At 47.7% G+C, this 12,929-nt stretch carries 14 protein-coding genes; 1 reads left to right on the plus strand and 13 read right to left on the minus strand.

The features are described 5' to 3' along the window. Nucleotides 1-13 precede the first annotated feature (13 nt). The 8 genes from rplI to P403_RS0107880 form a co-directional block, all read right to left on the minus strand. A complete protein-coding gene (gene rplI, locus P403_RS0107845) occupies nt 14-457 on the minus strand; it encodes a 50S ribosomal protein L9 (protein ID WP_029332159.1) in 444 nt (147 codons plus the stop codon). Further along, complete coding sequence (locus P403_RS0107850; protein ID WP_029332160.1) at nt 454-2,439, minus strand: DHH family phosphoesterase; 1,986 nt, start codon at nt 2,437-2,439, stop codon at nt 454-456. The genes rplI and P403_RS0107850 overlap by 4 nt, the downstream gene beginning before the upstream one ends. A gap of 129 nt (nt 2,440-2,568) precedes the next feature. Then, nucleotides 2,569-2,799, minus strand: coding sequence for a 30S ribosomal protein S18 (gene rpsR / locus P403_RS0107855; protein ID WP_012371896.1), 231 nt, complete (start codon nt 2,797-2,799; stop codon nt 2,569-2,571). A 47-nt stretch (nt 2,800-2,846) separates the two neighbouring features. Further along, nucleotides 2,847-3,374, minus strand: a complete 528-nt coding sequence (locus P403_RS0107860; RefSeq protein WP_029332161.1) for a single-stranded DNA-binding protein — start codon at nt 3,372-3,374, stop codon at nt 2,847-2,849. 23 nt (nt 3,375-3,397) lie between these two features. Then, nucleotides 3,398-3,685 carry a 30S ribosomal protein S6 gene (rpsF, locus tag P403_RS0107865; protein WP_012371898.1) on the minus strand — a complete coding sequence of 96 codons (288 nt, stop codon included), beginning with the start codon at nt 3,683-3,685 and terminating at the stop codon, nt 3,398-3,400. A gap of 123 nt (nt 3,686-3,808) precedes the next feature. Beyond that, complete coding sequence (gene ychF / locus P403_RS0107870; protein ID WP_029332162.1) at nt 3,809-4,909, minus strand: redox-regulated ATPase YchF; 1,101 nt, start codon at nt 4,907-4,909, stop codon at nt 3,809-3,811. Between the two features lie 278 nt (nt 4,910-5,187). After that, a complete protein-coding gene (locus tag P403_RS0107875) occupies nt 5,188-5,376 on the minus strand; it encodes a DUF951 domain-containing protein (protein ID WP_012371900.1) in 189 nt (62 codons plus the stop codon). Continuing rightward, a complete protein-coding gene (locus tag P403_RS0107880) occupies nt 5,348-6,280 on the minus strand; it encodes a mechanosensitive ion channel family protein (RefSeq protein WP_029332163.1) in 933 nt (310 codons plus the stop codon). Before P403_RS0107880 ends, P403_RS0107875 begins: the two co-directional genes overlap by 29 nt. A gap of 185 nt (nt 6,281-6,465) precedes the next feature. On the opposite strand from P403_RS0107880, the gene yyaC reads away from it, so the two are divergent. Then, nucleotides 6,466-7,083, plus strand: coding sequence for a spore protease YyaC (gene yyaC / locus P403_RS0107885; RefSeq protein ID WP_029332164.1), 618 nt, complete (start codon nt 6,466-6,468; stop codon nt 7,081-7,083). A 67-nt stretch (nt 7,084-7,150) separates the two neighbouring features. Here the strand turns inward: yyaC and P403_RS0107890 are convergent, their stop codons facing one another. From P403_RS0107890 to mnmE, 5 genes are read right to left on the minus strand one after another with little or no spacing between them, the layout of a single operon-like run. Next, a complete protein-coding gene (locus tag P403_RS0107890; RefSeq protein ID WP_029332165.1) occupies nt 7,151-7,915 on the minus strand; it encodes a ParB/RepB/Spo0J family partition protein in 765 nt (254 codons plus the stop codon). Between the two features lie 40 nt (nt 7,916-7,955). Continuing rightward, nucleotides 7,956-8,792 carry a nucleoid occlusion protein gene (gene noc / locus P403_RS0107895; protein WP_029332166.1) on the minus strand — a complete coding sequence of 279 codons (837 nt, stop codon included), beginning with the start codon at nt 8,790-8,792 and terminating at the stop codon, nt 7,956-7,958. 48 nt (nt 8,793-8,840) lie between these two features. Further along, nucleotides 8,841-9,557 carry a 16S rRNA (guanine(527)-N(7))-methyltransferase RsmG gene (gene rsmG / locus P403_RS0107900; protein ID WP_029332167.1) on the minus strand — a complete coding sequence of 239 codons (717 nt, stop codon included), beginning with the start codon at nt 9,555-9,557 and terminating at the stop codon, nt 8,841-8,843. A 4-nt stretch (nt 9,558-9,561) separates the two neighbouring features. Continuing rightward, nucleotides 9,562-11,448: a tRNA uridine-5-carboxymethylaminomethyl(34) synthesis enzyme MnmG gene (gene mnmG, locus P403_RS0107905; RefSeq protein ID WP_029332168.1), complete on the minus strand. Its 1,887-nt coding sequence runs from the start codon at nt 11,446-11,448 to the stop codon at nt 9,562-9,564. Between the two features lie 44 nt (nt 11,449-11,492). Beyond that, nucleotides 11,493-12,875, minus strand: coding sequence for a tRNA uridine-5-carboxymethylaminomethyl(34) synthesis GTPase MnmE (mnmE, locus tag P403_RS0107910; RefSeq protein WP_029332169.1), 1,383 nt, complete (start codon nt 12,873-12,875; stop codon nt 11,493-11,495). Between the last annotated feature and the right edge of the window lie 54 nt (nt 12,876-12,929).

Raw genomic sequence — 12,929 nt, forward strand, 5'->3', positions numbered from 1 at the left:
TCCCCTTTTCTAATCACGCTTCTTTGACCTGAACGTTTAGCGTCGCTGTGACTTCATTGTGCAGTTTTAACGGCACTTTCGTGAATCCGAGGGCTTTGATCGGGTGTTCAAGCTCGATTTTACGTTTGTCGATTTTGTAGCCCATGCTCTTCAATGCTTCTGCAATTTGTTTACTCGTGACTGAACCGAAGACACGGCCGCCTTCGCCCGCTTTCGTCGAAACGACAATCGTTTCTTTTTCAATCTTCTCTTTTAACGCTTCCGCGTCGAGCAATGCTTGTTTCGCTTGCTCTGCTGCTTTACGTTCATGTGCTTCATGTTGTTTTAAGTTCCCTGTTGTCGCGGGACGCGCTAATTTCTTTTTGAATAACACGTTGTTCGCGTATGCATCTGCGACTTCTTTCACGTCTCCTGCTTTACCTTGTCCTTTAACGTCTTGCAATAAAATAACTTTCATTCGATTTCCTCTCCTTTTGTTTCATCTTCTAGATAACGATCGATTGCTTGTCTTAATTCATCCGCGACCGTGATGATCGATTCCGTCATCTGTGTCGCCGCATTCGTTAAGTGACCACCGCCACCTAACGTCTCCATGATCAACTGGACATTGACCTCACCGAGCGACCGGGCACTGATTGCCGTTCGACCATCTTGGAGCTCAGCGATGACGAAGGCAGCACGGATTCCTTGTAAGGATAACAGTTGATCCGCCGTTTGGGCGATCAAGACTTGATCATGGATGACCCCTGGCTCCGCTGTCGCGATCGCCATACCGGCCTTATAGATTTCCGTCCGCTCGAGAATATGCGACTGTTCGACATACGTCTCGAGGTTTTGACTAAGGAACTCTTGGACGAGGACCGTATCTGCGCCTTGCGAACGCAAGTAGGAGGCCGCATCAAACGTCCGCGAGCCTGTCCGGATCGTAAAGCCTTTCGTGTCGACGATGATTCCTGCAAGTAACGCCGTCGCTTCAAGCATTGACAGCTTTTCGTTCGTCGGTTGGTATTCAATCAACTCTGTGACGAGTTCTGACGTCGATGAGGCATATGGTTCCAGATAGACGAGCACCGGCTCCTCGATGAAATCTTCTCCGCGACGGTGATGATCGATGACGACCATTCGTTCGAACTGATCCAGTAATGCCGGAACGACGACAAGCGACGGTTTATGCGTGTCGACGATAATCAATAACGCTTGATCGTCGACGAGTTGCTCAGCTTGGAACGAATTGATGAAGCGCGACTCCAGTTTCTCGTCTTCACTGATTTCCGACATCATCCGTCGAATCCCTTGACCGATTTCTGCATCCGGTAACACGATATGTGCTTCCTTATCGTTCATCTCGGCAAGCTTGAGAATACCAATCGATGCTCCAAGTGAATCCATATCAGGATTTCGATGACCCATGACGAGGATTCGACTCGATTCCTGCATCAAGTCACGCAACGAATTAGCGATGACCCGTGCTCGGACACGCGTCCGTTTTTCCGTCGGGTTCGTTTTCCCACCATAAAAGCGGACTTTCCCGTCACGTTTGATGACGACCTGGTCACCCCCGCGTCCGAGTGCTAAGTCAAGACTCGACTGCGCCATCTGACCGAGAACAGGTATCGCGTCACTGCCACAGCCAATTCCGATCGACAGCGTTAATTGCACCCCACGTTGACTCGTCTCGTCTCGGACAATGTCTAAGATGGAAAACTTCGTCCGCTCAAGGATCCGTAGATTCTCTTCTGTCGTCACGACGAAGTAACGGTCTGAGGCGGTACGTTTTATATAGGTGCCGTGATCCGCCGCCCAATGGTTCAATAACTGGGTGACCCGACTATTTAATTCACTTCTTAATTGATCTTCAATCCCTTGCGTCATCTCATCATAGTTATCGAGATAAATGACGCCGATGACGGTTTGATTGTCGACGAGTTGTTGTTCAACTTGCGCCTCTTCTGTCATATCAAATAGATAGAACGTCCGATTTTCACGATTCGAGAAGACACGATAGACGGACTCACCAATCTCAAGTGTCGCTTGATCTTCATCCGTCGCCATCATTTCAACGAACAAGGGATCGAGATCGAGTAACAGATGCCCCATTGCCAAGTCGTCGAAGATTTCACGCATCGGATCATTGAACCATGTGACGTGCGTTTCCTCATCATATAGTAAGATTCCAATCGGCATATTCGTCAAAGCATCTTGCCCTGTATCCTCGACTTGAATCGATATTCTTTCGACATATGCTTCCCAGGACTTTCGTGCCCGCTGCTCTTCTAATAGATGAAGGACAAAAAGAACAGTCGTCACGAACGCACCAATTGCTGCGATGATTGGATTACTAATTGCGACGACGAGAAGTAGACCGACGATTAATAGATACGGAACGAAGCGAACAACCCGCCGTTCCCGTTCTGATGATACTTGTTGACCTGACTCCATCGCGTCCTCCTTAAATACTTCTAATTAAAAATTCGTTAACTTGTTTATTATAACCGAAAAATAGGACCGGTTGAAAGCGAAGCGAAAAAAAGCGCCCTTCCTTCGAAAAGGAAAAGCGCTTCACCGTAATCAGTCAGCTACGTATGGGATTAAAGCCATTTGACGTGAACGTTTGATTGCGATTGTAAGTGGACGTTGGTATTTCGCTGAAGTACCAGTCACACGACGTGGAAGAATCTTACCGCGTTCCGAAATGAAACGTTTGAGAAGTTCTACGTCTTTATAATCGATATGAGTGATGTGGTTCGACGTGAAGTAACATACTTTACGACGACGTTTTCCACCTGGACGACGTGCCATGTGATTAACCTCCTTTTTAGAGTAAATTTTTCAGTCCAACGTTCCCATTAGAATGGGAGATCGTCGTCTGAAAGATCGATCGAACTTCCACCGCTGAACGGATCAGCGCCGAAGCCCGAGTTCGATGAAGATGAAGCGGGTGCTGGCGAGGAAGAGTTGTTCTGCTGTTGCTGTGAACCCCATCCTGCAGCATTCCCGTTTCCACCTGTATTTGAATTCGAAGAATAGCTGTCACTATCTGAAGAACGGCTTGCATTGCGTGATTCTAGGAATCGAACACTATCCGCGACGACTTCAGCACGATATCGACGTTGACCCTCTTTATCGTCATAACTGCTAATCTGTAGGCGACCCTCGACACCTGCGAGGCTACCTTTTTTCAAATACTGAGCAACGTTCTCTGCTTGCTTGCGCCATACGACGCAATCGATGAAATCAGCTTCTCGCTTCCCATCTTGTCCCGTAAATGGACGGTCACATGCGAGTGTGAATCGCGTTACCGCAATCCCGCTCTGCGTATAACGCATTTCAGGGTCACGAGTTAACCGACCGACTAAAACGACGCGGTTAATCATCAGAATCACTCTCCTGTTTCAGCTTATTTCTCGTCTTTTGTGATCATTAAGCGAACGATATCGTCACTGATCTTCATGAGACGGTCAAGTTCTTTAGTAGCTGCTGGTTCAGCAGTCACGTTAAGAAGAACATAGAATCCTTCACGCATATCATTGATTTCGTAAGCGAAACGACGTTTACCCATTTCAGTTGTTTTTTCAACTGTACCACCGTTGTCAGTGAGGACTTTGTTGAAACGCTCAACTAGAGCTTTTCGTGCTTCCTCATCAACTTCCGGACGGATGATGTAAAGTACTTCGTATTTACGCATATCTGTCACCTCCTCTTGGACTGGCGGCTCGATTCATCGAGCAAGGAGCAATAATTCATTACTCACATTTGTTAATACTATCAAAGTATTTTGGTTTATGCAATAACGATTCGTTCGCTCCGCTTAAACGTTGAAGCGGAATGTGACAACATCGCCATCTTGGAAGACATATTCTTTACCTTCAGAACGGTAACGTCCTTGTTCTTTGACTGTCGCCATGTTTCCAGCTGCTGCTAAGTCATCGTATGCGACCACTTCAGCACGGATGAATCCACGTTCGAAGTCAGAGTGGATGACACCGGCACATTGTGGTGCTTTCATCCCTTTTTTGAATGTCCAGGCACGAACTTCTTTTTCGCCCGCTGTGAAGTATGTCGCGAGACCGAGCGTGTTATAGGCTGCATGGATCAATTGATCGAGACCTGACTCTTCGATTCCGAGGTCAACGAGGAACTCTTGACGTTCTTCCGGTTCGAGTTCAGCGATTTCTTCTTCGATCCGGGCACAGATGATGATGACTTCCGCGCCTTCTTTTGCTGCGAACTCACGCACGAGACGGACGTTTTCGTTGCTGTCTGCATCCGCGACTTCGTCTTCACCGACGTTTGCGACATAAAGCATCGGTTTCATCGTCAACAATTGGAAGTGTTTCACGATTGCCGCTTGATCTTCGTTTAGTTCTGCAAGACGTGCTGGTTTTTCGTCTTCGAGCAATGCGAGGACGATTTCAAGTGCTTCGAGTTCGCCTGCTGCGTTTTTATCACGTGACTTGACTTGTTTTTGGACACGTTGGATCCGTTTTTCAACCAATTCGAGATCGGCCAAAATCAACTCGAGGTTGATCGTTTCGATATCATCGATCGGTGAGACTTTACCTGAGACGTGTGTGATGTTTTCGTCGACGAAACAACGGACGACCTGACAGATCGCATCGACTTCACGGATATTGGCTAAGAATTTATTTCCGAGTCCTTCACCTTTAGACGCGCCTTTGACGATTCCCGCGATATCCGTGAATTCGAATGCTGTCGGGATGGTCTTCTTCGGGTTGACGAGTTCTGTCAATTTACGAAGACGTGCATCGGGTACTTCGACGACACCTACGTTCGGGTCGATTGTTGCGAACGGATAGTTCGCCGCCTCGACACCTGCTTGTGTAATCGCGTTAAAAAGTGTTGATTTTCCTACGTTTGGTAAGCCAACGATTCCTGCTGTTAATCCCACTTGGAATTCCTCCTTTTCGGTATTTCCTAGGAAATCCGTGCTAGCGGCCGCAGTGGGTAGATTGATTACACCACGTCAGCACATCTTTCACAATTATAGATAGTTCAATTTTTTTAAGCAAGGAGATGGGAATTCTTTTTTAAAGAGTTTGCTAATTCACCTAGCCGCTTAATCAAAACTTAGACTTCTCTTCAATCTTTTTTCCACCATTAGCGTCCTGCTTTATAACTAAAAAGACCGAGGCACCTATTAAGCGCTTCGGTCGTGTTTGATCAAATTCATTCTGGTAAGACTTTTTTTAACCGCTTATCAAAATCGCGCCGAGGCATTAAGATGCTTGCCCCACACCCTTGACATTTGATACGGATGTCCATGCCGACACGAATGATTTGCCACCGGTTCGTTCCGCATGGATGTTGTTTCTTCATTTCGACATAATCATGGAGATTGTACGTTTTTGGCATCATTGATTTGCTCACCATTCCCTTGATCTGTAGTGTTCATCATGACCATGTGCGGGTACGGAATCTGGATTCCTTCCGCTTCGAGACCTTGTTTGAATTCTTTACGCATCAAACGGCCCGCTTGAAAATGTTGCATCGGTGGTACTTCTGCCATCATACGGTACGCAACGCCAGAAGAATCAAGCATTTGGACACCGAGTATTTGAATCGGTTCAACGAACATATCGGCGTACTTCTTCGTCGTCGCTTCCGAGATGTCGTTCAGAATCGTCTCGACCCGATCAAGATCCTCTTCATACGGAACTTGGACATCGACTAAGGCAAAACTGTTATCGACCGAGAAGTTCGTCACTTGCAGAATCTGACCATTCGGGACGATATGAATCTCGCCCGTCAGACCTTTCAGCTTCGTCGTCCGAATACCAAGCTCGATGACAATCCCTTCAATCACGCCAACGCGGACATAATCACCGACTTTGAACTGTCGTTCGAAGATGATGAAGGCACCTGTGATGATATCTTGAACCAGGTTTTTCGCACCAAACGAAATGGCAAGACCGGCAATCCCTGCACTGGCGACGAGTCCTGTGATATTGATGCCGAATTGACTGAGTACGGTCAGCAACATGACAATTCCGAGGACGTAGCGAATCGCATTTTGCAACAATTTGAGTAACGTCTCGTTTTGTCGTTGCGCTAAATAATCATGCTCGTTGATTTTTCGAATCGTAAACAAACGGGCGACTGCTCCCGTCAGGACCCGTGTCAGGATATAAAATCCGACAATGATGATTAACGCAATCGTCACCTTCAGTCCAAACCGAATCCACATTTCTGTATCCGTCACTTGTGCAATCAACTTATCGACCTGGGCGACTGATTCTTTCACATCTTGATTGGTAGCCATTCTTTTCATCCTTTCCTTTCTCTCTATTACGACAGTATACGTGATTTTTAATGAGTTTCAACTAAAGAACCGATTTCGACGTTAGTTTTCCCGAAAAACCGGGAAAGGAAAATCATTACAGAACACCTTCACTCTCGCCAATACACCATGACGTAGACACCTAGAGAAGAAAGGATGATCTAGAGATGAACTTCCGCTTTCATTCACATGAGCCAAAGCCCTACTCTTTCTTTTTAGAGCATACAGAGCCGTTTGCGAAAGAACGATTAGCTGAACAATTACACGAGCAAGTCGCTGCGACGAAAGAAACACGTCCGGTCGTTCTCGTTTGTATCGGTTCCGATCGTTCGACGGGGGATTCCCTCGGTCCACTCGTCGGTACATTCCTCGAAAAATCCCGTCCCGCGCATATGCATGTGTATGGCACATTAGCCAAACCGGTTCATGCCTTAAATTTAGCTGAGACACTTCACTCGATTCAAACGACCCATTACAAACCACTCGTCATCGCCATCGACGCTTGTCTCGGACGCTTATCGAGCGTCGGTCATGTCTTTTTCTCGGAAGGTCCTCTCGCACCCGGAGCCGGTGTCCAAAAAGAATTGCCTGCTGTTGGTGACTTCAACATCAAAGCCGTCGTCAACGTCAGTGGATTTATGGAAATGATGATTTTGCAAAATACCCGACTCCACCTCGTCTATGAATTAGCTGAACTTGTTGCCGACAGCTTCGCCTTACTCGATGCGAAACTGGCAGCGGAAACAAAACGAACAACGATTTCCTTTACGCCCCGTTCGATTTAAACAGCACACACTACAATTAAAATAAGGACAAGCGAATCCTTACGACTCGCTTGTCCTTATTTTTTTGTCATTCTTCTTCCGGTAACAAAATATCAAGTATCCGATTTAAATCTTCTTCGTCCATAAAATCGATTTCTAGTTTCCCTGCCTGCTTCGTCGTCTTGATTCGAACACTGGCCCCGATCCGCTCCCGTAACGCGTCTTCAATAAAATGAAGTTCAGTCGTCTGTTCAGAAACATGCCGCTTTTGCTTACGTTCGCGGAGCTCTTGCTCAAGACGACGGACATTCCAATTCTCCGTGATGACGCGTTCCGCCATCCGCTCGATTTTTTGCGGATTTTTTAAAGCGAGCAAGGCACGTGCATGCCCCATCGATAACCGTTCTTCCATGACTGCTTGTTGGACGAGTGGCGGTAATTGCAACAAGCGTAGACTGTTCGTGATGTGCGAACGACTTTTTCCGACACGGCTCGCAAGTTCTGCTTGCGTCACCTCAAACTCTTCCAACATCTCGGCATACGCCATCGCTTCTTCAATCGCACTTAAATCAGCACGCTGAATGTTTTCAATCAACGCAAGCTCCATCATCCGTGTATCATTGGCCTCGATGATTAAGACAGGTACATTGGTGAATCCGACTTGTTTCGCTGCTTGATACCGGCGTTCCCCGGCGACGATTTCGTAAAATCCATCACGTGGTCGAACGACGATCGGTTGAATCATCCCGTGCTGTCGTAAAGAATGTGCTAACTCTTGTAATGCTTTTTCATTAAATTGTTTGCGTGGCTGACCTGGATTCGGTCGAATCGCCCGCAGGGGTATCTCATTCACATGAATCTCTCCTAAACGTAGCGGAAGGCACGACCGCAGTTTACGGACGTGCCTTCACGATGCGGATTCGCACCTCGACATATTCTTCACAATCTACTTCTTCTTTTTCGACGGTCAATCCTGTCCGCTCAATCATGTCGACTGAATCGCGTAGTGTGTTCAACGCGATCCATGTATCCCGTGCAAAACTTTTATGTCGTTTCTTCGGCTTTTTCGGTGTCAGTAGACGCTCGACACGCTGTTCCGTTTCTTTGACATTCCATTCGCGTTCCATGATTTCCGCTAAGACTGAGATTTGAAGATCTGCATCCTTTAAAGGCAACAAGGCGCGCGCGTGACGTTCCGTGATCGTCCGTTGCTTCAATGCCTCGCGAATTTCAGCTGGCAAACGCAACAGACGTAACTTGTTCGCAATCGTCGACTGACTGCGTCCTAGTTTACGTGCTAAGACTTCTTGCGTAATGTGTTGCATCGCAAGCAATCGTTCATATGCTTCTGCTTCTTCGATTGGAGTCAGTTCTTCCCGTTGTAGATTCTCAATCAATGCGAGTGCAGCTGTCGTTTCATCGGTCATTTCCTTGATGATTGCGGGAATCGTTTCCCACCCAAGTGATTCAACCGCTCGAAAACGACGCTCACCCGCGATGATTTCATAACCTAGCCCCTGTTTTCGTACTACGATTGGCTGTAGTAACCCATGTTCTTCAATCGTCATTGCCAATTCTTCAATCCGCTCCCCATCAAAAATCGTTCGGGGTTGGAATTGATTGGCAACAAGCTCTGTTAGCTTTAGCTCCTGAAGCGTGTCTCGGGGATCAAGCTCAAGCGGGACAGGCTGTCCCCCTTTACCAAGCAGTTTAGCAATTGCATTTTTCACGTTCGCGCACCTCACCTTTATCAGTCATCGTTTCACGTGAAACGGTGTTTAACTCAGTGGATCTTTAGCCGGTGTTCCCGCCTTCCGCGGATATTTCCCGGGTGTTAATCGTTTTTTATCTACAATCACGATATTACGCTCACTTTCCTCACCTGGCAATTGGAACTGGAAACTTTCCCGTAAATTACCACCAAGTACTTTGAGTGCCGTTGCGCCTTCTTCTAACTCTTGCCCTAACTTCGCTGCCTTCAAGGCAACGAATTGTCCGCCGACTTTCGCGAGTGGCAAACAGTATTCTGCAAGGACTGACATCCGGGCGACAGCGCGTGCCGTCACGACATCAAAGTGTTCCCGGAACTGTTTGTTTTTACCGAACTCTTCGGCCCGACCATGATGGAACGCGACACCTTCAAGTTCAAGTTCTGTCGCGAGCATGTTCAAGAAGCCGATTCGTTTATTCAGTGAATCGATGATCGTGACTTTTAAGTGCGGGAACATGATTTTAATCGGGAGGCTCGGGAAACCGGCACCGGCTCCGACATCACAAACGGTTTCGACGTCTGTGAAATCAAAGTAGAAAGCCGCTGTGATCGAATCATAAAAATGCTTCAAGTAAACATCTTCTTTATCCGTGATTGCCGTCAGGTTCATTTTTTCATTCCATTCGACGAGTAGCTCATAGTAGCGTTTGAACTGGTGTAATTGTTGTTCTGAGACGTTGAGACCTTGCTCGGCTAAAGCCGTTACGAATTGCTGTTCGTTCATGTTATCACTCCGCAGTCAATGCGTATTGGCCTTGCTCGATGTAAATTAGCAAAATCGAGATATCTGACGGGTTAACCCCAGAAATCCGTGATGCTTGTCCAATCGAGAGCGGACGCACTTGGTTTAGTTTCTGTTTTGCTTCAATCGCGAGACCATTGATGACATCGTAATCGAGTCGATCCGGAATTCGTTTTTGTTCCATCCGCATCATACGTTCGACTTGGTCGAGTTGTTTGTCGATATAACCGGCGTACTTGACTTGGATTTCGACTTGCTCGGCCGCTCCCGCTGACAATGCGACAGGTGGCTCTGTCATGTCTGCAATCATTGCGTACGTGATTTCCGGACGTTTCAATAACGTAATTGCGTGCAACGCTTCTTTCAACGGTGAGACACCGATTGCTGTCAGTTTTTCGTTGACGTCTGGTGTCGCTTTGATGACGACTTTTTCAAGACGTTTCATTTCGCGACTGATTTCGTCTTTTTTCAGTTCGAGTTTCGCATGACGTGTGTCATTGATCAGACCGAGTTCATGCCCGATTTCAGATAAGCGAAGATCGGCATTGTCATGACGGAGTAAGAGACGGTATTCAGCACGTGACGTCAAGAGGCGATACGGTTCGTTCGTCCCTTTTGTGACGAGATCATCAATCATGACACCGATATACCCTTGCGAACGCGACAAAATCAATGGCTCTTTGCCTTGAACTTTAAGCGATGCATTGATTCCAGCCATGATGCCTTGTCCGGCAGCTTCTTCGTAGCCGCTCGTACCGTTAATTTGTCCTGCTGTGAATAACCCTTCGACCCGTTTCGTTTCAAGTGTCGGCCACAGTTGCGTCGGAATGACCGCATCGTATTCGATTGCATAGCCGGGACGCATCATTTCTGATTTTTCAAGACCGGGAATCGAACGTAAGATATCGTGTTGGACATCTTCCGGTAAGCTTGTGGATAACCCTTGGACATAGACTTCTTCCGTATCGCGACCTTCCGGCTCGAGGAAGATTTGGTGACGCGGTTTATCATTGAACCGGACGACTTTATCCTCGATCGAAGGACAGTAGCGTGGGCCTGTTCCTTTAATCATGCCTGAGAACATCGGCGAACGGTGTAAGTTCGCGTCAATCAATTGGTGCGTGTACTCTGTCGTATACGTTAACCAACATGGAATCTGTTCCGTGATCATCTGAGTCGTCTCATGGCTGAACGGTAAAGCAACCGCATCCCCTGGTTGGATTTCGGTTTTTGAATAATCAATTGTTTTTCCATCAATTCGGGGTGGTGTCCCTGTTTTGAAGCGCGCGAGCTCGAACCCGAGTTCCTCGAGGTGCTTCGATAGGTTGACGGACGGCATCTGATTGTTCGGACCACTCTCGTATGAGAGTTCACCGATGATGATTTTCCCACGCATGAACGTTCCTGTCGTAATGACGACAGCATTCGCCCGGTACTCTGCGCCTGTATTCGTCACGACACCGACACAACGTCCGTCTTCAATCAATAGACGTTCGACGAGTGCTTGACGGAGTAACAGGTTCGGTTCATCCTCAAGGGCTTTTTTCATTCGATTTTGATACTCAAATTTATCTGCTTGCGCCCGAAGTGCACGGACGGCCGGACCTTTTGACGTATTGAGCATTTTCATTTGGATGTAAGTCGCGTCAATCGCTCGTGCCATCTCGCCACCTAATGCATCAATTTCCCGGACGACAATCCCTTTTGCGGGACCTCCAATCGACGGGTTACAGTACATGAACCCGACCATGTCGGGATTCATCGTTAACATCACCGTTTTCGAACCCATTCGCGCTGACGCGAGTGACGCTTCGATTCCAGCATGTCCGGCTCCGACGACGATGACGTCGAATTCACCTGCTTGATAAGCCATAATTTCGGTTCCTCCTTTTATGAATCAACAACCTGACAGTGCAATTATTTCCCTAAACAAAACTGGGAGAAAAGTTTATCGAGTAGACTATCTTGCGCCGTATCCCCGTTGATTTCGCCAAGCGTATCCCATGCCCGGCGTAAATCGATTTGGACCATGTCGATCGGCATCGCTGCTTCTGCCGCCCCGAGCGCATCTTCAATCATCTGACTCGCTTGTTTAATCAATTGAATATGACGTGCATTCGAGACGTACGTCATGTCTTGGCTTTCAACACCTTGTTCGAAGAAGAGGGCCGCGATGGCTGCTTCGAGGTCGTTGACGCCTGCTTCTTCAAGCAAGGATGTCGTGACGACCGGGCGTCCTGCCGCCAGTTCTTCGACACGTGTTAAGTCGATTTGTTGTGCAAGATCACTCTTGTTGACGATGATGATCGCGTTCATATCGCGAATCGCTTCAAACAACAACGTATCTTCTTGCGTCAATTCGTCGTTTCCGTTTAAGACGAGTAAAATCAAATCCGCTGAATTGAGCGCTTGGCGTGATTTTTCGACACCCATCCGTTCGACGATATCTTCCGTTTCCCGAATCCCTGCCGTATCGATCAACTTGAGCGGTACACCGCGGACATTCACATATTCCTCAATCGTATCACGGGTCGTCCCTGCGATATCCGTGACGATTGCTTTTGCTTCTTGCACCAATGTGTTGAGCAAAGATGATTTCCCGACGTTCGGTCGCCCGATGATTGCTGTCGACAGGCCTTCGCGTAGAATTTTTCCTTGGCGCGCCGTCCGGAGCAGTTCCGTCAGGATGCGGCGAACTTCCCCAGCATCTTTTTGGACGATTTGTTGTGTCATTTCTTCCGCATCGTATTCCGGGTAGTCGATGTTGACTTCAATCGAAGCAATCGTCTGTAACAACTGTTCGCGCAATTCTTGGACGAGCTTCGAAAGCCGTCCTTCGATTTGACCGATTGCAACTGTCATCGCCCGGTCCGTTTTCGCACGAATTAAGTCCATTACGGCTTCTGCTTGGGATAAGTCGATGCGCCCGTTCAAAAAGGCGCGCTTCGTGAATTCACCTGGTTCTGCTAGACGAACATCAGGTTGTGCCAGAATGAGTTCGAGTACACGATTGACCGCAACGACTCCACCATGACAATTCAATTCGACGACATCTTCGCGCGTAAACGTCTTCGGCGCTCGCATGACACTGACCATGACTTCATCGACGACCTGCTCCGTCTCGTGGTCGACTAATTTCCCGTAATGAATCGTGTGGGTTGGTACTTCGAGTAACTGATTCGCACCTCGGTACACTCGGTCTGCCGTTGCTACTGCTTGCGGACCTGATAAGCGGACGATTGCAATTGCCCCTTCGCCCATCGGTGTCGAAATCGCGGCTATCGTATCAAATTCCATCATTCGTCATTCACACCTCGTTTTCTTCTATCGTTTCTATGATTAATTGATGAGTTA

It is taken from the genome of Exiguobacterium oxidotolerans JCM 12280 (assembly GCF_000702625.1).
GTDB classification, from domain to species: Bacteria; Bacillota; Bacilli; order Exiguobacteriales; family Exiguobacteriaceae; genus Exiguobacterium_A; species Exiguobacterium_A oxidotolerans.